Genomic DNA, 25,797 nt, shown 5'->3' with positions numbered 1-25,797 from the left:
TTTTTTATATTCCTTAATGGATGAAATAAGAAATACTGGCCCGAAAATTATAGCAAACCATGAGAGTATACGCTTTACAGATGAATAACTCTCTATCGCATCGTATATGACTTCAACGCTAATTTAGACCTCCTGAGAGCTTAATCCTTCTCCGCCAACCACTTCTCAAGCCAGTGGATATTATACTCCCCCGCCTTAAAATCCTCATTCTCAATGAGTTCTCGATGCAGCGGCATGGTTGTTTGCACGCCCTCAATCACCATCTCGCCCAGCGCGCGGCGCAGGCGTAGGATTGCGCCTTCGCGCGTATGACCCCAGACGATGAGTTTGCCGATGAGGCTGTCATAATAAGGCGGGATTGAGTATCCGGCGTAGAGCGCTGAATCCAAACGGGTATTCATACCGCCCGGCGCGTGAAAGTCTGTGACCTTGCCCGGGCTTGGGGCGAAAGTACGCGGGTTTTCGGCATTGATCCGGCACTCAATGGCGTGGCCTTTGAACTCGATATCCTTCTGCTCGTAATTTAATTCGAGCCCCGCCGCGACGCGGATTTGTTCGCGGACGAGATCTATGCCTGTGATCTCCTCGGTCACGGGATGTTCAACCTGTAGGCGGGTGTTCATTTCGATGAAGAAAAACTCGCCGTTCTCATAGAGGAACTCAATCGTGCCCGCGCCGCGATAGCCGATTTTGCGGATGGCCGTGGCGACGATTTCACCAATATCTTCGCGCTCTTTCGCGGTCAGGGTCGGTGAGGGCGCTTCTTCGAGGACTTTCTGGTTTCGCCGTTGCAGCGAGCAATCCCGCTCGCCCAAATGGACGACATTGCCATGCGTATCGGCGAGGACCTGGATTTCGATATGACGGCCACCCGTGAGGTAGCGTTCCAGATAGACTTCGCCATTGCCGAAGGCCGCAATCGCTTCCTGTTGCGCGGCAGAGAGCGCGCTTTCCAATTTGTCCGCAGTTTCGGCCAGACGCATGCCACGCCCGCCACCACCGGCGGCGGCCTTGACGAGGAGGGGGAAGCCGACATCTTTGGCGACGTCCTTGGCTTCTGCGTAAGTCGTGACCGACCCGTCAGAGCCGGGCACGACGGGAATGCCCGCCGCCATGACGGTTTCCTTGGCCGTGATTTTATCGCCCATGATGCGGATATGTTCCGCCGTCGGGCCGATAAAGGCCATGCCGTGGGCTTCGACAATTTCCGCGAAACGGGCGTTCTCGGACAGGAAACCATATCCCGGATGGACGGCATCGGCATCGGTGATTTCACAGGCCGCGATGATTGCGGGTATGTTGAGATAGGAGTCTGTGGCGCTATTCGGCCCGATACACACACTCTCATCCGCGAGCTTCACATGCATGGCGTCGCGGTCAGCCTCTGAATGCACGGCGACCGTATTGATGCCCATTTCCTTACAGGCGCGATGGATGCGCAGGGCGATCTCGCCGCGATTGGCAATTAGGACCTTTTTGAAAAGTCCTTGATTGCTCGAATTCGATTTACCGGATTTAGGCATTAGACGATGATGAACAGCGCTTCGCCGAATTCGACGGCGGAGGCATCTTCGACTAGCATGTCTTCGATCTTGCCGGATTTCGGCGCGACAATCGGGTTGAAGGTCTTCATGGCCTCAATCAGCATGACCGTGTCGCCCTCTTTGACCTTATCGCCGACTTTGACGAAAACGTCCGCATCGGGCGAGGGACGGGTATAGGCCGTTCCGACCATCGGGGATTTGACCGCGCCCGGATGGGCAGCCGCATCGGCGGGCGATTCTTTCGTTGCCACGGGTTGTGACGGCACGGCGGGGGCGGGCGCAGCAGCAGGCGCAGCGGCCATGACATGTTGCATCGGCGCGGCAGCGGGACCGGATTTGGACAGGCTGATTCCCAAATCACCCTTTTGGAAATCAATTTCCATCAAGTTTGAGTCTTCGAGCAGTGACATGAGTTCCTTGACGAACTTCAAATCTTTTGCGGTTGGCTCGCTATTGTCCTTTGACATGGTCTCTCCCTCATCCGACCGGTGAATCGGTTAATTGTCTGTTTCTAGCAGATTTGACAGCGCTTGCAGCCCTAAAACATAAGAGTCTGCGCCGAATCCGCTAATCGTGCCATGAACGGCCTCTGAAACATAGGATCGGCGGCGAAAACTTTCGCGTTTGGCAGGTTGCGAGAGATGGATTTCCACACTCGGCACGGACACGGCTTTTAACGCGTCATGTAGGGCGATGGATGTGTGCGTGTAGGCGGCGGGGTTGATCACAATGCCCGCGCCGTCCCGTCCGGCTTCCTGAATGAAATCAACGAGTTCGCCCTCTATGTTCGACTGTTTAAAGACGATGGCGTGGTCCAAAGCTTCTGCCACCTCTTCGCAAATGACCTCAATATCAGCCAAGGTCTGCGTCCCGTAAGTCTCAGGCTCCCGCGTGCCGAGCAGGTTCAGGTTGGGACCATTGATGATGTAAATGGGCTTCGTCATTGCACTCTCTCTTCACGCCGTGGTAACGCGCGGTGAAGCGGACTTCAACAAGAGGATGACCCGTGCATCTCATCATTAATGGCAAAGATCACGATGACCTGCCGGACGGACTGACCGTCGCGGGATTGATCGCGCATCTGGAATTGCCGGAACGCAAGATCGCGGTTGAACGCAATCGCGAAGTCATCCCGAAATCCACCTATTCCGAGACGCCGCTGAACAATCACGACGTCCTCGAAATCATACATTTTATCGGAGGCGGCTAGTATGTCCGATCCTATGGTCATAGCCGGCCGCAGCTTTAACTCCCGCCTGATTATCGGGACGGGGAAGTTCAAAGATTACGAAGAGAACGCTGCCGCATTGGAAGCGTCCGGCGCGGATATGGTCACGGTTGCCATTCGTCGTGTGAATCTGGACCAGCCGGATGCCCCGCTGCTGACCGACTCAATCGACCCGAAGACGACGACTTACCTGCCCAATACGGCGGGATGTTTCACGGGCGAAGATGCCGTGCGGACATTGCGATTGGCCCGGGAACTGGGCGGATGGAACCTCGTGAAACTCGAAGTGCTCTCCGATGTGCATCTTTACCCGGATATGGCGGAAACACTGGCCAGCCTAAAACTCCTCGTCGCGGATGGTTTCGATGTCATGGTCTATTGCACGGATGACCCCGTCTATTGCCAAAAGCTACAAGATGCAGGCGCCGCCGCGATCATGCCGCTCGCGGCACCGATTGGGTCTGGGCTGGGCTTGCTCAATCCGACAAATATCCGCCTCGTGCGCGAAGCCGTGACGGTTCCCGTCATAGTCGATGCGGGATTGGGTACAGCGTCAGAAGCCGCAGCCGCTATGGAACTCGGTGTGGACGGCATCATCGCGAATTCGGCCATAGCCGGCGCAAAAGACCCCATCCGCATGGCGCGGGCGTTTAAATATGCGGTGATTGCGGGCAGGGAAGCGTATTTGGCGGGACGGATAGAGCGGAAACAATATGCGGTTCCGAGTAGTCCGACGAGCGGGATGATTGAGTAAGATTTAGATTTAGAAGTTTTCGTCATTACCGGGCTCGTCCCGGTAATCCATACTGAATTTTCGATATCGTATGGATTACCGCCACAAGGGCGGTAATGACGGCATAAAAAAGTAAGATGGGCTTCACAGCCACACCACTTGCAATCCGCTCTTCCCATCCCAACCTATTTCGTCTATCCGCCGCGCTTGAAATTACCGGAAATACCTCATGTCGACCGTTCTGCTCATTATCCAACTCATCATCTCCGTCATTTTGACGGGTTTGATTCTGATTCAACGCTCTGAAGGCGGCGCGCTCGGTATTGGCGGCGGGGGCGGCGGTGGGCTAATGTCCGGTCGGTCCGCGACAACATCTATCGCCCGCATGACCGGGATTATCGGCGCGGTTTTCGTGGTCAATTGCTTGGCGCTTTCCGTCGTCTATCAGATCGAAACACGGGATAACTTGATTATCGATGATGTAACTGTCTCGCAGCCCTTGACGGCCCCGACCGATTCATCCGAAGGAACGGTCCCGTTGGTTGATGAAACTCCGGCAGTGGAAAACACTGACTCCGAAGCGGACTCAACACCAGATGCGGACACGCCGGAGCTGTAAAACTCCGACGACGCCCGCCAAGACTTAAGGCGGGATTCATGCCCAGATACATATTTATCACCGGCGGTGTTGTTTCGTCGCTTGGCAAGGGTTTGGCCTCGGCCGCGCTTGGCGCATTGCTGCAATCGCGTGGCTATAAAGTTCGCCTGCGTAAGCTCGACCCTTATCTCAACGTCGATCCGGGCACGATGAGCCCGTATCAGCACGGTGAAGTTTACGTCACGGATGACGGGGCGGAGACCGATCTCGATCTCGGTCATTATGAACGGTTTACGGGCGTCAGTGCGGCGCAGTCGGACAATATTACAACGGGCCGAATCTATTCCAACATCATCGCCAAGGAACGGCGCGGCGATTATCTCGGCGCGACTGTGCAGGTGATTCCGCATGTCACGAATGAGATAAAAGATTTCATCGGCTCGGATGCGGGCAATGTTGATTTCGTACTCTGCGAAGTCGGCGGCACCGTCGGCGATATTGAGGGTCTGCCATTTTTTGAAGCGTTGCGTCAGTTCAGTCAGGAACAGCCGCGCAACAACACTTGCTTCCTCCACGTGACCCTCATGCCCTTTATCAAAGCGGCGGGTGAGATGAAGACGAAGCCGACTCAGCATAGTGTGAAAGAGCTGCGCTCTATCGGGATTCAACCGGATATTCTGCTCTGCCGTGCGGATCGCGAGATTGATCCGTCGGACCGTCGGAAAATCGCGCGCTTTACAAATGTGCGAGAGAGTTCCGTCATTCAGGGGCTGGATGCGCGGTCCATATATGACGTGCCGCTCGCCTATTACAATGAAGGCTTGGACCGCGAGGTGCTCGCCCATTTCGATATTGAAAACCCGCCGGAAGCGGACCTGTCCAAATGGCAGGAGATTTCCGAAACATTGCACAATCCCGAAAATGGCACGGTCAATATTGCCGTTGTCGGGAAATATACCGTTCTGCCCGATGCCTATAAATCCATCACCGAAGCGCTCGTCCATGGTGGGATTGCCAATGATGTGAAGGTGAAAATCAATTGGTTCGAGGCGGAAGAGTTTGAAACCGCAGAGGCTGTCGATGTCATGAAGGGCATGAATGCCATCCTCGTCCCCGGCGGGTTCGGGGAACGCGGGACAGAAGGCAAAATCAAGGCCGTCCGCTACGCCCGCGAGAACGACATTCCATATTTCGGAATTTGCCTCGGAATGCAGATGGCCGTGGTCGAAGCGGCGAGAAACCTCGCGGGACTGGACGCGGCGAGTTCGTCCGAGTTTGGCGAAGAGGGCGAGAATGTCGTCGGCCTGATGACGGAATGGACCAAGGGCAATGAACGTCTGGAACGCACGGCGAATACCGATTTGGGCGGAACGATGCGCCTCGGCGCCTATCCTGCGACGCTGGAGGCGGGCAGCCTCGTCGCCGAAGAATACGGCACGACGGAGATTAGCGAGCGCCACCGTCACCGCTATGAGGTGAACATCGAATATCGCCAGAAACTGGAAGACGCAGGCCTAAAATTCTCCGGCCTGTCACCGGACGGCGTCCTCCCCGAAATCGTAGAAATTCCGGGCCACCCGTGGTTTATCGGCGTGCAATATCACCCGGAGTTAAAGAGCAGGCCTTTTGATCCGCATCCGCTGTTTCGAGGGTTTGTGAAGGCGGCGGTGGAGCGGAGCCGGTTGGTCTGATGCGTTATTCTCTTTTACTTGCCGCGACGTGTTTCGCTCTATCCGCCTGCCAAACTGTTCCGAGTGTCATCCCTGATGTCGATACACCTCTTGGGATATTCGAAACGCTAGCCTCTGACGAAATGGCGGGGCGTCGGACGGGGACGGATGGTAATCGGAAAGCGCGCGAGTTTTTGTATCAGGAGGCCAGCTATGTGGACTCGTTCAAAAGCGTCATAATCGACCGCTTTAGTTTTGAACGCCCGATCCGAAATGCAGAGCGGGAAGTCACGGGATCAGAACGCCTCGATGGTTACAATATTGAGGGTCTTATTGTGGGCGAGACGCCGGATAGCGGCCCACTGCTCGTTATCACGGCGCATTATGATCATCTTGGTGAGAGGGACGGAAAAATCTGGAACGGTGCGGATGATAATGCGTCGGGCAGTGCGGCGCTCTTCGCGATTGCTGAGAGCTTTGAAGCCAAGCCTCCGAAACATGACGTCTTGGTCGTCTGGCTGGATGCCGAGGAAATGGGTCTGAGTGGGGCCAAGGCTTTGCTCGAGGCGGAGAAGAATTTTGAGGGCCGCGCGGTCTTTAACCTCAATCTGGATATGATTAGCCAGAATGAGAATGAGCTCTATTTCGCAGGCGCTTATCACACGCCAGCGCTAAAAGACCTTATCGCCCCCGCAGCCTCCGGCCTGACCCTCTCCTTCGGCCATGACGCGCCGGAAGACGGTAGCGATGATTGGACAATGCAATCCGACCACGGCCCGTTCCACGCAGTAGGCATCCCGTTCGGCTATTTCGGGGTGGAAGATCATCCGCATTATCACCGCGATACGGACGAGTTCGAGACAATCCCGCAGGAGTTTTATGCGAGCGGCGTGCAAACGGTCGTTAATGCTGCGCATATTCTGGATGAGAATTTGGGGGATTTGGCGCGGGTTGCTGAGTAGGTTTGTTTCAAGGAAAACCTCTTGGCTACTCTATTGCTATCAGATCGCTAAGTGTAGGTATTGATACCTGACAGGCTTTTCATTTTGTCAATCTTTTGATCGTTATTGGTGAGGGATGATTTTTCTTACTACACCTGAATGGGTCAAAAGCATTCCAAGTTTCATATTCACAGCCTTGTTTTTGGTCTTGGCGTTCTTTTTAAGTGCTCTTTTTCAGAATTTTAAATATCGTTTCTCTTTAAAAAATAAGTCGGCCCAAATATCAGATGAGGAGGTGTCTTACGTCAAAGAACGGGCACGGCAAGTGGTTCGACTTGGAAAGGATACTTACGAAATTATGTGGGATTCTATTGAAGACGCTGCACTCGACAGCGGCGTTAACAGAGTGCTTGCTAAGTCAATTCTTGATACAGAAATATCAAACTTAAAGTCCGAACAAGTTAATTGGCCACCTGTAACAGATAATGATCATCTGGAAGCCGCATTTACTGAATTGAAAAAGATGGGGTATCATACAGGAACAGGTATAGTCGAAGATCCAAGTTATGAAATATCCTTGGCTCGCAAAGCTGCTAAAAGTACAAAGCTTCATGGTCTCAGTATTCTTGGATACGTCTTCTTTACTTGCGAAAATGCGGAAGATGCTATGTCTGGATCGCCCATAGAATTTTGGTATGGGTCTGTAAGAAAAAGGTCATCAGCTGCCGAAAACATAAAAATTGCGAATGACCTAAACTTTGTATTGCAAGAACAAGGTTTGAGAACCAATTGGGATGGCAGTGAAAAGTCTCAAATTACGCTCAATATAGACTGGAAGGTTCGTTGGGATGAAGTGAGGATGGTGTCTAATTAAATCCCGAAACTCGTCCCACATCCGCAATTTGCTGTCGCATTCGGGTTCGTGATTTTAAACGCTGAACCAATCAGCTCATTCGTGTAGTCAATTTCTGAGCCCGTCAGGAACTCCAAACTCATTTCGTCAATCAAAACCCGTGCGCCGTCGCGTTCGATGAGCAGGTCGTCGTCATTGGCGCTTTCCGCGAAATCGAACTTATAGGAAAAGCCGGAACAGCCGCCGCCTTCGACGGCGACTCGCAGGTAATCCTGCTTGCCCATTTTGGCCATGATCGCGTTGATTTGCGTCGCGGCAGAGGCGCTGAGGGTTACGGGAGTTTCGGTGGTAATCTCGGTCATAGAATCTATATAGGGGCGCAGCCCTGATTTGGAAAGATTCTAACGTGGTCAAATACCCTTCCGTGCGTCCCCTCGCGATTTACGCGTCCAACCCGAATACGGCGCGGGGGCGAAAAATCCCTCAGCCCAGCGCGTCGGAGCGCAGTCCGTTTCAACGGGACAAGGACCGGATCATCCATTCTTCCGCCTTTCGCCGCCTGAAAGGCAAGACACAGGTCTTTGTCGCACATGAGGGCGATTATTACCGCACGCGCCTGACGCACAGTCTCGAGGTCAGCCAAATCGCACGGTCCATCGCGCGGGTGCTGGGGCTGGATGAGGATTTGGCGGAATGTCTCGCTTTGGCCCATGATCTCGGTCATCCGCCTTTTGGTCATAGCGGCGAATATGCGCTGGCGGCCTGTATGGAAGGTTATGGCGGGTTTGACCATAATGCGCAGACCCTGCGCATCGTGACACATCTGGAGGGGCGCTATGCCGAATTTGACGGGCTGAACCTGACCTGGGAAACGCTGGAGGGGATTGCGAAACATAACGGGCCGTTGGTCGAAAAGCCGTCCGATGTCGCGGCGCTGCCCTGGGCGTTGAAGGCGATAGATAACTGGCAGGCGCTGGAACTGGAAACCTTTGCCGGGCCGGAGGCACAGGTCGCCGCGCTGGCCGATGATATTGCCTATAATAATCATGATCTGGATGATGGGTTGCGAGCCGGGCTCTTCACCGTCGACGAAGTGACGCAAATTCCGTTTGTGGGCGAGATGTTTGCCGATGTCCGCCGACGCTATCCCGATATTTCAGAGGATCGCCTGATCCATGAGGCTGTGCGGGATATGATCGGCTATATGGTGGCAGATGTCCTGACCGAGACGCGCAAACGCATCGCCGCTGCCAATCCCCAAAGTGCGGATGATATTCGCGGGCTGGACCACGCGGTCGTCGACTTCTCGGAAGAGTTTCGCGCAAAGGAAAAGCCGCTTCGCGATTTCCTGTTCAAGAACATGTATAAACATTACAAGGTGAACCGCATGATGAGTCAGGCGAGCCGGGTTGTGACGGAGCTGTTTGAGTTGTTCATCAAAGAGCCTGAACTCCTGCCGGATGATCTGTTTGTGATGACGGAGGGGCCAGAAAACGATGTCACGGCGCGGGTCGTCTGCGACCATATTGCGGGGATGACGGATATCTTCGCGATTACGGAACATAAGAAGCTGTTCCAGCCCACAGGATATCTGTAAGCGTTTATTAACCTCATTTTTTGATCTTGTGGCCCATGTTCCTGTGTGACGGGGTTTTTTCACGCCCTGTTTTACGATAACACGGACAAAATTTCGAAGAGTTTCTAATGTCAGATACGCCCCCACATGAAGAATTCTCGCCGCATCTCCAAGCGGGCGAAGATGTGCTGCAGCCCTATGATGCGCGCGAGCGCGAGGGTCTGCCGCCCATGATTAAACTCGCACTGGTCGCGATTGGTCTTCTGGTCATCGCGTTCATTGTGATGAAACTCTATCAGCCGGGTGTGCGGGACCGCTCTGATCCGCCGCGCATTACGGCGGATAATACACCGTTCAAAGTCCCGCCAAAAGATGCGGGCGGTACGCAGACACCCAATCAGGATAAGGTCGTGTTTGACGTCATGGACGGACAGTCGCCGACGACGGAGGCTGACCCAAAGCCTCTTCCGGAAGACCCAATCAAGATCGAAGCGCCTGATCCGGTTGAGTTAAAACCCGTTGAACCTGTGCCCGAAGTCAAGCCTGATCCCGTACCGCAACGGCCAGTCGTGACCCGGCCGACTGTAACGGCTCCGGCCTCCGGCAATTCCGATTGGGTCGTGCAGGTCGCCTCTGTCCGTGCAGAAAGCGATGCGACGAATATCTGGTCGCGTATTCAGCGGAAATTCCCAAGTTTGGTCAGTGGCGCGTCCTCCGATGTGAAACGCGTCGATTTGGGCGATAAGGGTATTTACTACCGTCTGCGCGTGGCAGGACTGGCCGATAAATCCGCGGCGCAGAGTATGTGCACCAGTTTGAAAGCGGGCGGGCAGGATTGCCTCGTCACGAAGCGCTAGGTCAATGTCTGCGCCGCTGTCCTGCATTCTCGGCCTGTCGGGTCTGCGGCTGAAAAAATCTGAATCCGTCTTTCTGCGCGACGCGAACCCTTGGGGCGTCATCCTGTTTTCTCGCAATGTCGACACGCCGGATCAATTGCGAAAGCTGACGGGCGATATTCGCGATGCGATGGGGCGGGAGACGCTGATTTTTGTCGATCAAGAGGGTGGACGTGTTCAACGGTTGAAGGTCCCGCATTGGCCCGCCTATCCGAGTGGTGATAAATATGCCGCGTTCTATCGGCGGCATAAAGGGCAGGGCTTGCGCGCCTGCTATCTCGGTCATCGCTTGATTGCCCATGATCTCCGCGCTGTCGGGATTACAGCGGATTGTGCGCCCGTGCTCGACCTGCCGCAGCCAGATGCGGACCCGATTATCTCTGATCGTGCGCTCGGGGATTCTGTCGAAGACATCATCAATATGGCCCATTCTGCCATGGCGGGCTTGATGTCCGGCGGTGTGGCGCCCGTCGTGAAACATATCCCAGGACATGGTCGTGCAACGGTGGACAGTCACATAGCCCTGCCAAAAATTGACGCGAGCCGCGAAATGCTTGAGGCCACAGACTTCGTCCCGTTCCGTAAACTCAATGACGCCCCCATGGCGATGACCGCCCATGCTGTTTACTCTCACAGTTCCAAATCCGCCGTAACGGTCTCGAAGAAATCTCTCACCGATATCATTCGTAAAACCATCGGATTTGACGGCCTGTTGATGAGTGATGATCTGGATATGAAAGCCCTCGCGGGTGATCTGACACGGAAAACGGAACGCGCACTGGCGGCGGGGTGCGATATCGCGCTGCAATGTTCCGGCGTGCTGACTGATAGTGTTCAGGTCGCGAAAGGGGCGATGCGTCTCTCCGGTGAAGCATTGCGCCGTGCCACGGTCGCGGATTTTTGTTCCGACCATATCACAGATTTTGATATCCAAGCTGCCCGTGATGAATTTACGGAATTGATGTCGCAATGAATGAGGAGTTTCAGGAAGATCTGAAATTCGACGCCGTGATGGACGCGGCGGATGAGGGCGAGTCGCTCGTCCTTGATCTGGACGGCTATGAGGGCCCGCTCCATCTCCTGCTCGAACTCGCGCGGAAACAGAAAGTTGACCTCGCGCGGCTGTCCATTCTCGACCTAGCAGAACAATATATCGCCTTTATCAAACAGGCGCAGGACCTGCGCATTGAACTCGCAGCTGATTACCTCGTCATGGCGGCGTGGCTGGCTTACCTGAAATCCAAACTCATCATCCCGCGAGAGCAGGGCGAGGGTGAACCCGAAGTCGAAGAAATCGCCGCGCATCTGGCGTTTCGTCTGGAACGATTGGAAGCGATGCGCCGCGCCGTGGACGGGTTGATGCGTCTACCGCAAATGGGCGAAGATATCTTTGCACGCGGTGCGCCGGAAGGTTTACGCAGTCGAACCTCGCCGATTTTCGAAGCCGAGATTTTCGACCTCCTAAAAGCTTACGGTACATCGCGCAGTCGTGCCGCGATCCGCAATCACAAACTCCCGCGCCCGCGCGTGATGAGCCTGGATGATGCCCGCAATCGCCTTAGACGGGCCTTGACCGCAACAGGGATAGATATCGCCGATTGGGTCCAATTGGATATGTTACTGCCGGACGGCGCAGAGATTGGCGCGGACGGCGTGCCGCAAGCGTCCGTTCGCGCGAGTTCGCTCTTGGCCGGATTGGAATTGGCCAAGGAAGGTCATATCGAATTGCGGCAGTTAAAGGCGTTTGCCCCGATCTTCCTGCGCGGTGTGGAACAAGATGAGAGCAAGGATAAGGCAGAATGAGCAAGACATCCGACCGGATCAATAAAGCCGCCGCCGGTATTGAAGCGGGCGTCGTCAATCTGACCGAACGTTTGAAGACGAGCGGCGATATTGACGGGAATCTTCGTCTGTTGGAGGCGCTGCTCTTCGCCGCTGTTGAACCGATTGATGTTCAGACCTTGCGGGAACGTCTGCCGGAAGATGCGGATGTCGGTGCACTCCTTGCGCGGCTCGCACGAGATTATGACGGACGCGGCGTGAATCTCGTGCGCGTTGCGGATAAGTGGCGGTTTCAGACCGCGCCTGATCTGTCGGATAATCTCGTCGATGTGAAAGAGGCGCGGCGGAAATTGTCCAATGCGGCGTTGGAAACACTCGCCATCGTCGCCTATCACCAACCCGTCACGCGGGCGGAAATTGAGGATGTGCGCGGTGTCGCGGTGTCCAAGGGCACGCTCGATGTTCTGATGGAACTCGGTTGGCTACGCCTGCGCGGTCGCCGCCGCACGCCGGGGCGGCCTGTGACCTATGGGACCACGGATGGTTTTCTCGCCCATTTCAATCTGGAAACGATTTCCGACCTGCCGGGGCGTGAGGATTTGAAAGCTGCAGGCCTGCTCGATCCTCGCCTGCCGAAAGATTTCGAAATGCCGGAACCGATGCAGATGGATGATCTCTCCATTGGCGAAGACCCGCTGGATGACGAGGATGATCCGAATTTCTTCGAAGACTTCCTCGAAGACGGGGATGAAGACTCTTAACGCTAGGCGTATAAGGTGCTTGTCGCCGCCGCTTTCGCTCTCTATCTCTAACTTCGAACGCTAATTCAGGAATATGTCCCATGCCACATTGGTCCGGTCTTCTTATCATCGCCGTTATCGTCCTCGTCATCTTTGGTGGACGCGGAAAAATCTCGTCTATTATGGGCGATATGGGGAAGGGGATTTCATCCTTCCGCAAGGGGTTAAAGGATAATGTTGAGGACATGAAAGACGCCGCCGATGACGCGTTGGATGTCACGCCGAATAAGGCTGAAAAAGTTAAAGAAAAGCGCTAAGCGACTGTAAGAGAGGGCTTTTCGCCCATGCTCCCTTCCATTGGATTTATGGAAATGATGGTTCTGGCCCTGCTGGCCATTATCGTCGTTGGTCCCAAGGATCTGCCCAAGCTCATGCGGACGCTGGGCCAGTGGACAGCGCGTATCCGCGCCATGGGCAATGAGTTCAAAGCCGCCTTTGACGATATGGATGCCGACGGCGAAGTTGCCGCAATCCGCAAGGAAATCGAAGAACTGAAGAAGATCGGTAAGCTCGACCTGCAAGAACTCGATCCCGAGCTCGACGGCGAAATGCGCGAATTGGACGCGGAGCTGCGCATGGGTACAGACATGTCTTCGCCGCACACACCCGAGAAAAGCGATCCGGAAGTTAAGTCAGATGACTGAGCGGATTGAACAGGACGAAGTCGCGGCCAGCGAGGCCCCTTTGCTGGATCATCTGCTGGAACTGCGCTCGCGGCTCATCAAGATGTGCGCGGCTCTGGCGCTGGGCTGTATCATCTGCGCGCCATTCCTCCGCCAGATTATCGCCTTTCTCATGCGGCCTTTTGAAGTGGCGATGGTCAAATATAATGCGGGACTGGTTGAGAAGGGATTGGAACCGATTGATTTGGGCCTGATCGCGACACATCCGTTGGAGACGTTTTTCGTGAAAATGAAAATTGCGCTTTTCGGCGGGATAATTCTCGCCTTTCCCATCATCGCCTATCAAATCTACCGTTTCGTCGCGCCGGGACTTTACAAGTCAGAGAAATCAGCTTTTGTCCCTTATCTCATCATGTCGCCTATCTTATTCATCCTGGGCGCAGGCATGGTCTTCATGTTCGTCTTCCCTTTCGTCATGGAGTTCGCGCTGAACCAGCAGAGTTTGGGGCAGGGCGAGACCATAGATCTGATGACGAAGATTAGCGACTATCTGTCCCTCGCCATGACGCTGTTCCTCGCTTTTGGCCTGGCCTTTCAATTGCCCGTCATTCTCTCGCTCTTGGGGCGCGCCGGGATCGTCACGGCGGACGGATTACGCGGGAAGCGGAAATACGCCGTGCTCGGCATCGCAGTTTTCGCAGCCTTTGCGACGCCCCCCGACCCGATCACGCAGTTCATTCTTGGTGGGGCGATTTACTGTCTCTACGAAATCTCGATCCTCTCTGTCGCCGTACTGCAGCGTCCAAAGCCCGAGGAAGAAAGCCAATCGGCTTAGGCTTTCATTAATCACGATGGTTCATAATCACGCAACTTTTAGACTTGCGACAGGATATGACCATGCGCGCCAAAATTCTTCTTTCCGCTGCTGCTTTCACACTCATGGCGACCCCGGCTTTCGCCCAATCCAGCTATAATGTAGTTGTTGAGCCCGTCGCGCCGACCGTCCAAGACATCATCAATGCGCCCGTCGAGTATGACGAGAACGGCGTTGTGAAGGCGCAATATTTCAAGGCTGATGATTTATCAGAGGCAGAATATCAAGCGCTCTTGGAAGAGGCGGACCGTATTCGCGCTTACCAAGCTGCGAACGGGACGGAGACCGTGATTGTGGACGTGCCGCAATCAACGACTACATATGATGCACCGTCTTCTTATGGCTACGAGTCTACAGACACCTATCAAGTTGAGCTTTATTCTTCTGAGCCTGCGACGAGCGCGCCGACTACTGCGAAAATTCATACTGTGGCGAAGGGCGACACACTCTATAATATCTCGAAACGCTATGATGCGAAGATTGCGGATATCAAATCCGAGAACGGACTGAACTCCAATGCCCTGTCAATCGGGCAGCAAATCCGGATTCCAGGGGTTGTATCCTCCAGCCTGAATTCAACAATTGTTCAGCCCATCTTTGCCAGCACACCAACGCGTGACGGTGTTGTTACCCGACGCGTCGTGCAGAATGCCCCGATGATTGTGAAACCTGTCATCAATTCCGGGACACAGGTCTATGCGGTGCTGCCAAAGGATACGCTTTATTCCATCTCCCGTCGGACCTGCGTCGGTGTGAAAGATTTGATCGCGACGAACGGGATTACAAATCCTAACGCCTTGACCCCAGGGCAGCGTTTGAACTTGCCGGCGGGTCACTGTCTCGCAAAATAAGCAGATCTAGCTGTAAAGATAAAAATTCATCCCGCCTTTGCGCGTTGCAATGGCGGTTTCGCGCCCTATATAGCAATTTAACTCAAAAAGATGGTCTCGCCATGTGACCATCATAACGTGGGGACGTTAGAATGATTTCTTTGATTCAACAGACAGCAGGCGGCGGCGGTGCAGCCGGTGGATTCTTAAACTCTCTCCTGCTTTTCGGTCCCCTCATTCTCATCTTTTACTTCCTGATTTTGCGTCCGCAAAATAAGCGGATGAAGGCACATAAAGAGCTTGTGGCGAATGTTCAGCGAAATGATGTGGTCGTCACAAATGGCGGTATTATTGGCAAAGTCAAAAAGGTCAGCGACGAAGAATTGACGATCACATCCGGCACATCCGAATTTAAAGTTGCCCGCTCCATGATCGCCGATGTTCGCAATCCCAAAGCGGCAGCCAACGACTAAGTTCATCAAAACTCGGTCGTAAAGGACTGACATCATGTTATTTTTCTCCCGCTCCAAGATTTTGATGATTTGCGGAGCCGTGCTTCTCGGGCTTTTATTTGCTATCCCGAATGCCCTCAATTCGGACACGCGGGAGAGCCTGCCGGGTATGTTCCAACGCACGATGAACCTGGGTCTCGATCTTCAGGGCGGGGCGCATATGCTGTTGGAAGTCGACCTGACATCAGTCTTGGACCAAGCGCTGCAAAATGAACGGACGGCCATTATTGATGCGTTCCGGAATTCGGAGGACCGCCTTCGTACGGCCAGCGCACCAACGGTCAGCGGGAATAAAATTACACTGCAAATGCGGTCTGCAGAGGATGCAGACAAGGCCATGCCGCTCTTGCAGGAGCTCTCACAACCGATTGATCCGGCAAACTTGAATACGGCAAAAACAACACGTGTGACGCGGGAAGCGGACCGTGTGATCTCTGTTGAGATTACAGATGCGAATATTGAATATATTCGGAAACAGACGATTGATAAATCAATCGGCGTTCTAAGGCGGAGGATTGACCCGCAGGGGAATACTGAGCTTACACTTGCTCCCGAAGGTGACGAGCGCATCCTGCTTCAGGTTCCAGGCGCGAAAGATATCGATACGATCAAATCACGGATAAACCAATCTGCAAACCTCTCTTTCCATCTCGTCAATGAGCAGGACAGTACGAATCAGGCCGCCCTGACAGATGCGGTTCAAAATAATCGTGTTGGTATCGGGGACGTCTATTACCCTTACTCCGAGAGTGAAGGGGCTGGTGGATTGATCGTGAATAAGCGGACGCGGATCACTGGTGATTGTCTGAAGAATTCTGCGGCGGGCCCGCATCCCGAAAGTGGCGGTGCGGTTGTTAATTTCTCTTTCAACGTGGCTTGTGCACGTGAGTTCGGGACGATGACGGCAAAGAACATCAACAAACGCTTTGCTGTCGTGCTAGATGGAAAGATCATTACCGCGCCGAATATCCGTTCTCCCATCACGGGCGGGTCGGGCTTTATTGAAGGTGGGTTCACAATGGAATCCGCGCGTGATCTGTCGCTTCTCCTTAATGCAGGTGCCCTACCGGCCAAGCTGATTATTGTCGAAGAACGGACGGTCGGTCCGGGTCTTGGACAGGACTCGATTAATGCCGGTAAGATTGCTTCGATTATCGGTTTGGCCGGTGTCGCGCTCTTTATGTGGCTCTCTTATGGCCTGCGCTTCGGCACGATTGCGAATATTGCTCTGGCGACGAATATTATTCTTATTGCGGGTGCGCTCTCGCTCTTTGGTTCAACGCTGACATTGCCGGGGATTGCGGGTATTATCCTGACCATTGGTATGGCGGTGGACGCGAACGTGCTAATTTTTGAACGCATACGCGAGGAAACCTATAACGGGAAAACCCCGATTAATGCGATTGAGACTGGCTATAAGCGGTCCCTTGCGCCGATCCTGGACGCCAATATTACAACGCTGATTGCGGCGATCACCCTTTACTTCGTCGGTTCCGGACCTGTGCGCGGCTTCGCCGTGACGCTTGCCATTGGTATCGTTATGTCGGTCTTCACCGCTGTTATCTTCGCCCGTCTGCTGACTGCAACTTGGTTGCGCGGTAAGCGGCCCAAGTCACTCCCGATTTAGGATACGTCCGATGAAAGATATTTCCCTCGTCCGGTTCCTGCCCATGGTGCCAAGAGTACCTTTTATTAAGGTGCGCATGATTGCAGCCGTGCTCTCCGTTTTAGCGATTATTGCATCCGTCGTTCTGTTTTCGACAAAGGGCTTGAATTATGGCATCGACTTTACGGGCGGTACAGTCATCGAATTGGATACAGGGGCGGACCCTGACATGGACCTTATCCGATCCGTTATGAGCGATCTCGGCTATCCCGGCGCGACAGTCCAGGGAATCGAGCCTGCGGCGGGGCAACCCAATCCGCATAATTATGTCCGTGTTGGTATTCCGCTTCAATCGGAAGAGGGCGAAGCTGGAGCGCAGGCTCAGCAATTGGCCATGGTCGCTGTAACCGAGGGGTTGGAAGCTGAAATCGGTGCGTTCGAAATCCGAAATCAGGAGTCCGTTGGGTCGCAGGTTTCCGGTGAATTGCGCCAAAAGGGCCTCATGGCTGTCGGTATCGCGCTGCTCCTCGTCCTCGCCTATATCTGGTTCCGGTTTGAGTGGCAGTTTGGCCTTGGCGCGGTCATGGCTCTGTTCCATGACGTCATCCTGACCATCGGTGTTTTCAGCCTGACGCAAATCGAGTTTAACCTGTCCATCATCGCGGCGATCCTGACCATTGTCGGTTACTCGCTCAATGATACGGTGATTGTCTATGACCGAATCCGCGAGAATTTGCGCAAGTTCAAAAAGATGCCATTGCCCGAGGTTCTGAATGTTTCCATCAATGACACGCTGTCTCGGACGATTATCACGTCATTGACAACACTCCTCGCATTGCTCGCGCTCTATATTCTCGGCGGGTCGGGTCTTCGCGGCTTTGCTTTCGCGATGATCTGGGGTGTCTTTGTCGGGACATACTCGTCTATTTTCGTCGCCTCGCCATTGCTGCTTTTGCTGAAGCTCAAGCGCGGTGCAAATACAGGCGGCGAAGTCGCAACATTTTAAAGGCGCTTTATCCCTGACGGACTGATGCGCCATATGGCGCGTCCTGATATGCATGATGTCGGCGTTGCGCCTATCCGGTCTGATGACGTGCTCGCAGAGTTATCGCCGGACCACTGGCAAGAATCATTCTCCAAAACAGACAGGCGCTTGACGATCCGGCCTAACCGCTCATGTTTCAGGACATAAATAAACCCCGGTCGCAAGCGCCGGGGTTTTAACGTTAGAATATAGTCGCCGTCTTCCAAAGTGGGGGACATTGATTGCCCCCGAACACGGATCAGGCGAGGCATGACGGCCTAGAGATCAGGTTCGACAACTTCGACATTCGGCGCATAAGGCGTTGTGACCATCTTGGTCTTCACGCCTTTGGAGGCCCAGAAGATTTCCGAGAACGTATTCGCAGCCGCAACAAGTTTCTCGCCATCTTCGCGGTGAAGGTCTTGTTTGACGGCGGAACCGGCCAGCATGATGGCATGCGCGGCTTCGTGACATTTCACCATGTCTTCCTGATTTTTTGGCTTCATGAAATCGCCCCAGATGATGCGTGTCTGGTGCTTGCAGTTTTCAGCCATTTCTTCTTTTTTTGCCGTGTTACGGGCAACTTGCATAGCGAAGGCTGTCTCGGACAGACCTTTGTCTTTCAGGCCGAGAAGGATGTCGATTTGGCGTAGAGCGGAGACAGCGTAATAGGTAACGATGCGGGCGTCATAAATACCGCAGGGAATATCGCAATGCGCGTCGGCTGTGTCGAGCTGTGAGTCAAATTTTGAAATAATATTGTGCAACATGATCGGCTCTCCTTACGCTTTGCGGCGTTTGATGATGTAGGCAACAGTGACAAGCGCGACGAGCGCGAGAATCGTTCCGCCGCTGTGAATCGGGCTGCTGAGCCAGTGCGTGATTTCAGTCATAACGCTTTTGCCATGTGCGCCGGTATGCGCCGCGGCGGGCGTTGCGAGGGCGACGGCTGCCAACCCTGTGAGAAGTGTACGTGTCATAAAACGTCCTTTCGTGAACCAATGAAGAGTATTCCTCTTATGAACAGGCATAAGCAGATTGCCAAACCGCATCAAGCCGCGCAAAGGGTTGGCGCGTAGAAACTTGTTCTTGGTTATGACAGACTTACTCCCTACAACTTTACAGGCCCTCAAATCCGCTGACCCCGATAGGTACCGTGCCGCCTTAATGGCGGAGGAACAGGGACGTCGGGATTTGTTGACGCTATATGCTTTTCATTACGAGTTGGCGAAGGTGCCGGATGTGACAACGGAGCCGATGCTGGGCGAAATCCGCTATCAATGGTGGCGGGATGCCGTGGACGAGATTTACGGCGAGGGAGAGGTCAGGCGGCACGAGGTCTCGACCCTGTTGTCTGAAATGGTCAAGCGCCGAGATATTCCCCGATTCTGGATAGACCGGTTGATTGACGGGCGTGCGCGGGATCTCGACCCGCGTCCTTTTGCCGATCTGGAGGAAGCGCGTGAATATTGCCGTCAGACCTCCGGCATCTTGATACAGATCGCGGCGAAGACACTCGGCGTGGATGCGGGTGAGGGCGTGTTGAAAGCGGGCGAGGCGTGGGGCCTGACCGGATTGGCGCGGGCCTATGGATATTATCATGACCGGATGCTGTCTGAATTGAAGTTCGAAGATTTGGTGAAGGTGGCGGGGAACGCTCATGGTGAGGCGAGGGCACAACTTGCGCAGAGTCCGGCGGAGATATTTCCCGCCATCGCCTATGCCGCCCTGATACCCGGATTTGTGAAACGCCTGTCAAAATCCGGTTTCGACCCAAAGGTTGAAAAAGTTGACTACAGCCCGGTCGCCAAGCAGGCTCGCCTCATGATGGCGGGATTGCGGGGGAAGATATGAGTTTTCTGAAACGACTGGGCGGACGGTTGCCGGATTTCGGCGAGGTCGTGAAACGGTTTCCTGTCGCGACAGTCATCATGGCATTGTTCACGCTCTGGCTGATTTATGAGAATTTTCGGTCCACATGGTTTGACGACGATTACATTTTCGGCGCTTTCATCCTGTCCGGCTATGTCGCGGTTATTCTCCGTCTCATCGGAGAGGTTCGGGCGTGGGCTTTTGCCAAGACAACCCTGATCCAGATTGTTCTGGCCGGCATAGCTTTCGGTCTCGCGGCATTCGGAGAGAGGTTGGGGTTCAACATTCCCATGGCTGTGGCCGCAGCGATTCTCTTTCTCGGCAATGCTAGCCTCTGGCGGTTGTCTCGCGATGATATGCGGGTCTGGAATTTCACGCAGAAACTCTGGACCGGCGCGATTTTTGCGACTGTGGGGTCGATTATATTTGTGGCGGGCGTGTTCGCCATCACCTCCGCGCTAAGTATTCTGTTCGATATCAGAGTCGATAATCTGACCGAGGATATTATTATCCCGATTGGGCTGGGTTTCCTCGCCCCGCTCTACTGGCTGGGCACTTTGCCGAAGACGGATGCGCCGGAAGGGATCGAGGCGCTATCTTTCGAAGCACGGGCGCTGTCTTTTCTCGGGACTTGGATGCTCGCGCCCTTGCTCTGTATCTACGCGCTGATTGTGCTGGCCTATGGCATCAAAATCCTGGTGCAATGGGATTTTCCAAAAGGCGAAATCGCGACGCTCGTCACGCCATTTCTTGGTATTGGAATGCTGGTCTGGTTGATGTTGACGCCGGAAATATTGAACAAGAACGGTTTTGTGAGGTTCTATCGCAAGGTCTGGCATTGGGTCATGATTCCTGCGGCCATTATGCTCGGCCTTGCTGTTTTCGTGCGAGTGGGAGCTTACGGATATACGGTCGACCGCCTGTTCCTGATGCTCGTTTTCGTGTGGGCCCTTATCCAAGGTCTGTCCTTCACGGTTATGCCACGTGCCGCGCGTGACATTCGAATTCCGACAGGCTTTGCAGCTATTTTATTGGCCATCGGGGCGGTCATTGCAGAGCCGCTCTCTGTGCGCAGCCAGTTTAACAGCGCAATGGAGGCGAAGCAGAAGCTTCCTGAATTCACGGCAGAGAATTTGAAAAACAATCCGGACGTTGCGAAGCAATTTCTGGGCGGTGTCGAATATCTGATCAAGGCTGAAGACGAGGCAAGGTTCAAAACTCTCCTGCCAAATTACGACATGCCGAAATGGATTTATTCTGACGAGTGGCGGACGATCAAAACGGAACTTGGGCTTAATGAAGTCGGAGAAAAGCTCCCTTACAGGACCGCCTATTCCATCCGTTTCGAAGGGCCGTTGGATATTCCAGAAAATAACCGCTTCTTTGGACCCTACAAAATCACCCTGTCAGAGAATAATGACCGCATTTTCGAAGATAGCATCATTCAGGTGAAGAACGGGTTTGAAGCTACATTTGACGTCGGGGAGCGGACATATATCGTGGATTTCGGAGGGATTTTCGACAGCGCCGATCTTCGGGGTGGAAATAGTTCCAGCGAGAATATTCAAATTCCGGTGCAACCCGTCAGGGCGACTGATGGTACGGAGGCGGCACTGCTCATCCTGAGCGGATATTTTGCAGATTACAGGGAGGATAATATTCGGGATGCGAATGTGGAAATCGCCCTCATCGTTCCAAACTAGGCCGCTTTCACCCAGGGCTTTATATCCTCCAACGCCCGCGCGGCGAGGAGGCTCTTGCGGTATCGCGTCTTGTCCTTGCCGCGACGCCGCTTGCCGTTGAGCTTCGGATAGACGATCTCGCCCTCAATTGGCGGGAAGAGGCCGAAATTGACATTCATCGGTTGGAACTTGGCTTTCGGTCCCGTCATGTATCCGCCCGTAACATGTTCCACGAGGGAGCCGAGTGCCGTCGTCAGGGGCGGGGCCGCAACCTTTTCACCGCGCGCCTGTGCCGCCGCCATACGGCCTGTAATCATACCGAGCGCGGCACTTTCGACATAACCCTCAACGCCCATGATCTGACCGGCAAAACGGATGTCAGGACGAGATTTGAGTTGCAGGTCCTTGTTCAGCAGGACTGGTGAATTAATGAATGTATTTCGGTGAATACCGCCAAGTCTTGCGAAGACAGCCTTCTCCAATCCGGGAATAGTGCGCAGTATTTCTGTCTGCGCGCCATATTTCATCTTCGTCTGGAATCCGACCATATTATAGAGCGTGCCGAGCGCATTATCCTGACGCAGTTGAACAATCGCATGGGCTTTCACCGTCGGATTATGCGGGTTGGTCAGGCCGACAGGCTTCATCGGACCCCAACGCAAAGTCTCTGAGCCGCGTTCGGCCATGACTTCGATGGGCAGGCAGCTCTCGAAATAAGGCGTGTTCTTCTCAAATTCCTTGAACTCAGTTTTTTCCGAATTCACGAGTGCTTCGATAAAGGCCTCATATTGATCTTTGTCGAGCGGGCAGTTGATATAATCCGCCCCGTCGCCGCCCGGACCTTTTTTGTCATAGCGCGATTGCATCCAGGCTTTATCGAAGTCGATGGAGTCCTTGTAAATGATCGGCGCGATGGCGTCGAAGAAGGCGAGGGAGTCTTCGCCCGTTTCGGCCAGAATGGCTTCGGCGAGGGATGGCGCAGTCAGCGGTCCCGTCGCTATAATCGTGTTTTCCCAATGCTTCGGCGGCAGGCCTTTAACCTCGCCATATTCAATCCTGGCGAGCGGGTGCGCATGAAGAATCGTCGTGACGGCCTCGGAAAACGCATTTCGGTCGACGGCCAATGCGCCGCCCGCGGGCAGTTTTGTCATATCACCCATCCCCATGATGAGGGAACCGGCCATCCGCATTTCTTCATGCAAAACCCCGACCGCATTCCCCGTTTTGTCATCTGACCGGAAGGAATTGGAGCAAACGAGTTCCGCAAACCCACCCGTCTCATGCGCATCCGTCATGCGCGTCGGTCGCATTTCATGGAGCACTACAGGCACACCGCGCGACACACATTGCCAAGCAGCTTCCGAGCCGGCGAGGCCCGCGCCGATGATGTGAACGGGTTTGATATCGGATTTATTTGCCATGGGCGTGACCTAAGCAAAGACGCCTGTTTTCGCAATGGCGTAAGACTGTGTTTAACTGAAAATTCTGCCCATAAAGTCACTTCGAAAGTAAGCGGAGATATAAGAAACTAGAGAGGTCCAGACCATAGTGCTAGCGCTTGGCCTAGTCCCCCTTATTGGCTGTGAGAACTACAATTCTTGTTCTTCTTTCTGAATTTTTATGGCTCAAGATTGTGGTTTGCCTGCTGGTTTTTAACCCTATTTCAAAGTCTTATTTCAACATTGATTTTCCATGGCCCCAGCATGTTTGAGTTGGGGCGGGAAGAAAGTGTTAGATAGTTTTATAAAAAATGAGGCAGGTTCCGTTGCTGCGCCGCTCGTCATTTGTTCTTTTGCGATCATTGTCGCGCTTGCGGCGGGCGCAGACAATACACTCTGGAAATCACAGCAAAGTAAACTTCAAGATGCCGCCGATAGTGCATCAATCAGCGGTGCGATCATGCTGGGCAGTGGTGGGCGTAATGTTGAGAAAAGCTCAAAAGCTCAAGCCCGGACATTCGCTGAAGATGTAATTGAAAGAACTTTGAATGGTTTTTAAGAGTGAAGCGACCGTAGATGCGGAAGCGGAAACTGTTCAGGTTAATTTATCTGTTGAAGTTCCAAGAATTTTTGCAGGAATCATTATGGATTCCAATCCGCGTATAAGTGTTTCCTCCGTCTCTAAAATTGTCCGCAATGATATTTACTGCGTTTATGCGTTAAACCCCACTGCCTCAGGCGCGATTGATGGTAATGGTAACGCCATTCTTCAGGGCGATATTTGCTCGATTTATACCGCGTCATCCTCGGCCTCGCCGACTACGAATTCCGGCGCGATTTTCATTTTCGCAGGACTATCTGATTAGATGAATGGCAGCACGACGATTTCTATTTTCAATCCGACACAAACCGGGCAAATCGACGTCACACAAAAAATGCTGACCATGCTCAATGAGTTGGAAAAAGCGCATATCTACATCGCTGAGCTGAACGAGGATAAGAAGGCACTAGCACAGGCCTTGGAGACCGATCGCCAGAGCCGCGAAGCTATTTTATCACGGCTTGAAGTTTTGGAGGCGAGATTGTCGGAGAAGTAATGGTCACGAGAAGAAAGGTGCCTTTGATTGCTAGATGAAAGTCATCTACGGTTTCAAAAACAAGACGGGACCTGACGATGCGCAACGACCTATATTATGAGGGACAAAAACTAGAGCGAGGCCAGTTCTTGCATCGTGCCAAATGTCTCGCGACGGTCTTGAAAGACCATGGTGTCGGAGAAGATGACTCCGTTGCCGTTTTGCTCCGAAATGATGTCTTTTACATGGAGGTTATAGAAGCGTGTCGACATGTCGGGGCGCGTTTTGTAACGCTGAACTGGCACGGTGCTGCGTCCGGCATTGTGGAAATTGTAAAAGACGCAAGGGCTAAAATCCTGATTGGTCATAGTGACCTTACGGCAAAATTGACGCCGGATGTTGGACTTATGATCCCGATTCTTGCGGTCCCAACGCCGTCTGAAATCATGACGGCTTATAAGCTCGAATCCTTGTCTCTGGAGGGGCAGACAAACCTGAATGAATTAATCGATTTGGCGTCCCCCATAGAAACAGATGCGCTCAGATTTCGCGGGATGCTGGCCTATACATCCGGGAGTACAGGCCGTCCGAAAGGAATACGGCGAGAGGTCGATCTGGCAAAACCGGACCCGTATCAGGTCTATAAGGGCTTGGCGGCGGCTCTATTGCAACTGACGCCCGGGGACCGCTTCTACACCTCTGCGCCCCTATATCATAGTGCGCCCAATGCACTTTCGACAATGTCAATCGCGAGTGGATATGCGGAGTTATATATCGCGGCGAAATTCGATGCCGAGGGATTCCTGAGAGATATTGAACGGTTCGGCATCACGCATTGCTATATTGTGCCGACGATGATGGTGCGATTACTCAAACTTCCGGAAGAGATACGCAGTAAATATGATACGTCCACGTGGCGGTTCAGTATATCGACGGGCTCGGCGTGGCCACAAGATGTGAAACGCGCGATGATTGATTGGTTTGGGCCGATATTTTATGAATCCTACGGCGCGAGCGAGATCGGTTTCATCACGCTGATTTCATCTGCGGAAGCCTTGGAGAAGCCGGGTTCTGTTGGAAAAGTCCTCGAAGGCGGCTCGATCAAAATTTTAGATGATGACATGAATGAATTGCCCGTTGGTGAACCAGGGGCGATCTATATTGACCTGCCTCAGTTCGGAGATTTCACCTATTCCAATACGGAGGGCGATTTGAAGGGGCAGCGCAAGGGCGCGCATGCAACCGTTGGTGATATTGGCTACCTTGATGAGGACGATTATCTTTATATTAGCGACCGAAAAAAGGACATGATCATATCCGGCGGCGCGAATATCTTTCCGGCCGAGATTGAAGCGATCCTCATCGATATGCCGGAAATTTTCGATTGTGCGATCTTTGGTGTGCCACATGAGGAATTCGGAGAAATGGTTGTCGCTGCCGTGCAAACTGTTCCCGGAGAAAACGTTGATCTCGCAGATGTGAAGGCTTTTCTAGACGGTCGAATTGATCGGTTTAAATGTCCACGACAGGTTGATGTTCATGCGCAATTGCCGCGTGAAGACAGTGGAAAGATTTTCAAACAGCGGCTTCGGGATTCTTACAGAAAGGGATGATTTGAACCGTTTTTTGCGCTGGCTG

32 protein-coding genes are annotated in these 25,797 nt (G+C 53.5%); 24 read left to right on the top strand and 8 right to left on the bottom strand.

Annotation, left to right across the window (positions count from 1 at the left end; translation table 11 throughout):
* Window positions 1-140: 140 nt before the first annotated feature.
* Genes accC through aroQ form a run of 3 tightly spaced genes read right to left on the bottom strand, consistent with a single transcriptional unit; the run spans window position 141 to window position 2,488 of the window.
* On the bottom strand, window positions 141-1,523 hold the full coding sequence (gene accC / locus ACP9M6_RS11440) for an acetyl-CoA carboxylase biotin carboxylase subunit (protein WP_427451215.1): 1,383 nt from the start codon (window positions 1,521-1,523) through the stop codon (window positions 141-143).
* Window positions 1,523-2,011 (bottom strand): acetyl-CoA carboxylase biotin carboxyl carrier protein, encoded by a 489-nt coding sequence (gene accB / locus ACP9M6_RS11435; protein WP_427451213.1) that lies wholly within the window; start codon window positions 2,009-2,011, stop codon window positions 1,523-1,525. The genes accC and accB overlap by 1 nt, the downstream gene beginning before the upstream one ends.
* Before the next feature lie 30 nt (window positions 2,012-2,041).
* A complete protein-coding gene (aroQ, locus tag ACP9M6_RS11430) occupies window positions 2,042-2,488 on the bottom strand; it encodes a type II 3-dehydroquinate dehydratase (RefSeq protein ID WP_427451212.1) in 447 nt (148 codons plus the stop codon).
* A gap of 62 nt (window positions 2,489-2,550) precedes the next feature.
* On the opposite strand from aroQ, the gene thiS reads away from it, so the two are divergent.
* From thiS to ACP9M6_RS11400, 6 genes are all read left to right on the top strand, one after another.
* Entirely contained in the window at window positions 2,551-2,754 is a 204-nt protein-coding gene (gene thiS, locus ACP9M6_RS11425; protein ID WP_427451210.1) for a sulfur carrier protein ThiS, read from the top strand.
* Between the two features lies 1 nt (window position 2,755).
* Window positions 2,756-3,526 (top strand): thiazole synthase, encoded by a 771-nt coding sequence (locus tag ACP9M6_RS11420; protein ID WP_427451208.1) that lies wholly within the window; start codon window positions 2,756-2,758, stop codon window positions 3,524-3,526.
* Window positions 3,527-3,734: 208 nt separating this feature from the next.
* Complete coding sequence (gene secG, locus ACP9M6_RS11415) at window positions 3,735-4,124, top strand: preprotein translocase subunit SecG (RefSeq protein ID WP_427451207.1); 390 nt, start codon at window positions 3,735-3,737, stop codon at window positions 4,122-4,124.
* 38 nt (window positions 4,125-4,162) lie between these two features.
* Entirely contained in the window at window positions 4,163-5,794 is a 1,632-nt protein-coding gene (locus tag ACP9M6_RS11410) for a CTP synthase (protein WP_427451205.1), read from the top strand.
* Window positions 5,794-6,735 carry a M20/M25/M40 family metallo-hydrolase gene (locus ACP9M6_RS11405; RefSeq protein WP_427451203.1) on the top strand — a complete coding sequence of 314 codons (942 nt, stop codon included), beginning with the start codon at window positions 5,794-5,796 and terminating at the stop codon, window positions 6,733-6,735. Before ACP9M6_RS11410 ends, ACP9M6_RS11405 begins: the two co-directional genes overlap by 1 nt.
* 115 nt (window positions 6,736-6,850) lie before the next feature.
* Entirely contained in the window at window positions 6,851-7,588 is a 738-nt protein-coding gene (locus ACP9M6_RS11400; protein ID WP_427451201.1) for a DUF6891 domain-containing protein, read from the top strand.
* Here ACP9M6_RS11400 and erpA read toward each other — a convergent pair.
* Window positions 7,585-7,929: an iron-sulfur cluster insertion protein ErpA gene (erpA, locus tag ACP9M6_RS11395; protein ID WP_427451199.1), complete on the bottom strand. Its 345-nt coding sequence runs from the start codon at window positions 7,927-7,929 to the stop codon at window positions 7,585-7,587. The two genes, ACP9M6_RS11400 and erpA, sit on opposite strands and share 4 nt — an antisense overlap.
* A gap of 44 nt (window positions 7,930-7,973) precedes the next feature.
* Between erpA and ACP9M6_RS11390 the strand changes: the two genes are divergently transcribed.
* From ACP9M6_RS11390 to secF, 12 genes are all read left to right on the top strand, one after another.
* A complete protein-coding gene (locus tag ACP9M6_RS11390; protein WP_427451197.1) occupies window positions 7,974-9,164 on the top strand; it encodes a deoxyguanosinetriphosphate triphosphohydrolase in 1,191 nt (396 codons plus the stop codon).
* 107 nt (window positions 9,165-9,271) lie between these two features.
* Window positions 9,272-10,000 (top strand): SPOR domain-containing protein, encoded by a 729-nt coding sequence (locus ACP9M6_RS11385; protein WP_427451195.1) that lies wholly within the window; start codon window positions 9,272-9,274, stop codon window positions 9,998-10,000.
* Window positions 10,001-10,004: 4 nt separating this feature from the next.
* Complete coding sequence (gene nagZ, locus ACP9M6_RS11380) at window positions 10,005-11,012, top strand: beta-N-acetylhexosaminidase (RefSeq protein ID WP_427451194.1); 1,008 nt, start codon at window positions 10,005-10,007, stop codon at window positions 11,010-11,012.
* Window positions 11,009-11,842 (top strand): segregation and condensation protein A, encoded by an 834-nt coding sequence (locus tag ACP9M6_RS11375; RefSeq protein ID WP_427451192.1) that lies wholly within the window; start codon window positions 11,009-11,011, stop codon window positions 11,840-11,842. The genes nagZ and ACP9M6_RS11375 overlap by 4 nt, the downstream gene beginning before the upstream one ends.
* Window positions 11,839-12,582 (top strand): SMC-Scp complex subunit ScpB, encoded by a 744-nt coding sequence (scpB, locus tag ACP9M6_RS11370; protein WP_427451190.1) that lies wholly within the window; start codon window positions 11,839-11,841, stop codon window positions 12,580-12,582. The genes ACP9M6_RS11375 and scpB overlap by 4 nt, the downstream gene beginning before the upstream one ends.
* Window positions 12,583-12,662: 80 nt before the next feature.
* Window positions 12,663-12,878 (top strand): twin-arginine translocase TatA/TatE family subunit, encoded by a 216-nt coding sequence (locus ACP9M6_RS11365; RefSeq protein WP_427451188.1) that lies wholly within the window; start codon window positions 12,663-12,665, stop codon window positions 12,876-12,878.
* 27 nt (window positions 12,879-12,905) lie between these two features.
* Entirely contained in the window at window positions 12,906-13,265 is a 360-nt protein-coding gene (tatB, locus tag ACP9M6_RS11360; protein ID WP_427451186.1) for a Sec-independent protein translocase protein TatB, read from the top strand.
* The gene (tatC, locus tag ACP9M6_RS11355) at window positions 13,258-14,079 is read left to right on the top strand and encodes a twin-arginine translocase subunit TatC (protein ID WP_427451184.1); all 822 of its coding nucleotides are present in this window, start codon (window positions 13,258-13,260) and stop codon (window positions 14,077-14,079) included. The genes tatB and tatC overlap by 8 nt, the downstream gene beginning before the upstream one ends.
* Before the next feature lie 62 nt (window positions 14,080-14,141).
* Window positions 14,142-14,969: a LysM peptidoglycan-binding domain-containing protein gene (locus ACP9M6_RS11350; RefSeq protein ID WP_427451183.1), complete on the top strand. Its 828-nt coding sequence runs from the start codon at window positions 14,142-14,144 to the stop codon at window positions 14,967-14,969.
* Window positions 14,970-15,100: 131 nt separating this feature from the next.
* Window positions 15,101-15,421, top strand: a complete 321-nt coding sequence (gene yajC / locus ACP9M6_RS11345) for a preprotein translocase subunit YajC (protein WP_427451181.1) — start codon at window positions 15,101-15,103, stop codon at window positions 15,419-15,421.
* 34 nt (window positions 15,422-15,455) lie between these two features.
* Window positions 15,456-17,087, top strand: a complete 1,632-nt coding sequence (gene secD, locus ACP9M6_RS11340) for a protein translocase subunit SecD (protein WP_427451179.1) — start codon at window positions 15,456-15,458, stop codon at window positions 17,085-17,087.
* A gap of 10 nt (window positions 17,088-17,097) precedes the next feature.
* The gene (gene secF, locus ACP9M6_RS11335; RefSeq protein ID WP_427451177.1) at window positions 17,098-18,072 is read left to right on the top strand and encodes a protein translocase subunit SecF; all 975 of its coding nucleotides are present in this window, start codon (window positions 17,098-17,100) and stop codon (window positions 18,070-18,072) included.
* On the opposite strand, the gene ACP9M6_RS11330 is transcribed toward secF, so the two are convergent.
* Genes ACP9M6_RS11330 through ACP9M6_RS11320 form a run of 3 tightly spaced genes read right to left on the bottom strand, consistent with a single transcriptional unit; the run spans window position 18,069 to window position 19,070 of the window.
* The gene (locus tag ACP9M6_RS11330; RefSeq protein ID WP_427451175.1) at window positions 18,069-18,329 is read right to left on the bottom strand and encodes a hypothetical protein; all 261 of its coding nucleotides are present in this window, start codon (window positions 18,327-18,329) and stop codon (window positions 18,069-18,071) included. The two genes, secF and ACP9M6_RS11330, sit on opposite strands and share 4 nt — an antisense overlap.
* 39 nt (window positions 18,330-18,368) lie before the next feature.
* Window positions 18,369-18,860 carry a superoxide dismutase, Ni gene (sodN, locus tag ACP9M6_RS11325; RefSeq protein WP_427451173.1) on the bottom strand — a complete coding sequence of 164 codons (492 nt, stop codon included), beginning with the start codon at window positions 18,858-18,860 and terminating at the stop codon, window positions 18,369-18,371.
* Between the two features lie 12 nt (window positions 18,861-18,872).
* Window positions 18,873-19,070, bottom strand: coding sequence for a PGF-CTERM sorting domain-containing protein (locus ACP9M6_RS11320; RefSeq protein ID WP_427451171.1), 198 nt, complete (start codon window positions 19,068-19,070; stop codon window positions 18,873-18,875).
* 115 nt (window positions 19,071-19,185) lie between these two features.
* On the opposite strand from ACP9M6_RS11320, the gene ACP9M6_RS11315 reads away from it, so the two are divergent.
* Both ACP9M6_RS11315 and ACP9M6_RS11310 read left to right on the top strand, forming a co-directional pair.
* Entirely contained in the window at window positions 19,186-19,944 is a 759-nt protein-coding gene (locus ACP9M6_RS11315) for a squalene/phytoene synthase family protein (RefSeq protein ID WP_427451169.1), read from the top strand.
* Window positions 19,941-21,665, top strand: coding sequence for a DUF4153 domain-containing protein (locus ACP9M6_RS11310; RefSeq protein WP_427451168.1), 1,725 nt, complete (start codon window positions 19,941-19,943; stop codon window positions 21,663-21,665). Before ACP9M6_RS11315 ends, ACP9M6_RS11310 begins: the two co-directional genes overlap by 4 nt.
* Here ACP9M6_RS11310 and trmFO read toward each other — a convergent pair.
* Window positions 21,662-23,065, bottom strand: a complete 1,404-nt coding sequence (gene trmFO, locus ACP9M6_RS11305) for a methylenetetrahydrofolate--tRNA-(uracil(54)-C(5))-methyltransferase (FADH(2)-oxidizing) TrmFO (protein ID WP_427451166.1) — start codon at window positions 23,063-23,065, stop codon at window positions 21,662-21,664. The genes ACP9M6_RS11310 and trmFO overlap by 4 nt on opposite strands.
* Before the next feature lie 307 nt (window positions 23,066-23,372).
* Here trmFO and ACP9M6_RS11300 point away from each other — a divergent pair, with 307 nt between their 5' ends.
* The 4 genes from ACP9M6_RS11300 to ACP9M6_RS11285 all read left to right on the top strand — a co-directional run bounded on the left by ACP9M6_RS11300 (window position 23,373) and on the right by ACP9M6_RS11285 (window position 25,772).
* On the top strand, window positions 23,373-23,642 hold the full coding sequence (locus tag ACP9M6_RS11300; protein ID WP_427451164.1) for a pilus assembly protein TadG-related protein: 270 nt from the start codon (window positions 23,373-23,375) through the stop codon (window positions 23,640-23,642).
* On the top strand, window positions 23,632-23,949 hold the full coding sequence (locus ACP9M6_RS11295; RefSeq protein ID WP_427451162.1) for a hypothetical protein: 318 nt from the start codon (window positions 23,632-23,634) through the stop codon (window positions 23,947-23,949). Before ACP9M6_RS11300 ends, ACP9M6_RS11295 begins: the two co-directional genes overlap by 11 nt.
* Entirely contained in the window at window positions 23,950-24,180 is a 231-nt protein-coding gene (locus ACP9M6_RS11290) for a hypothetical protein (RefSeq protein WP_427451160.1), read from the top strand.
* A gap of 77 nt (window positions 24,181-24,257) precedes the next feature.
* The gene (locus ACP9M6_RS11285) at window positions 24,258-25,772 is read left to right on the top strand and encodes an AMP-binding protein (RefSeq protein ID WP_427451159.1); all 1,515 of its coding nucleotides are present in this window, start codon (window positions 24,258-24,260) and stop codon (window positions 25,770-25,772) included.
* Window positions 25,773-25,797 lie beyond the last annotated feature (25 nt).

Origin of the sequence: Litorimonas sp. WD9-15, assembly GCF_050271975.1 — a bacterium.
Classification (GTDB): Bacteria; Pseudomonadota; Alphaproteobacteria; order Caulobacterales; family Maricaulaceae; genus Litorimonas.
This window is presented reverse-complemented; position numbering and strand designations above follow the sequence as displayed.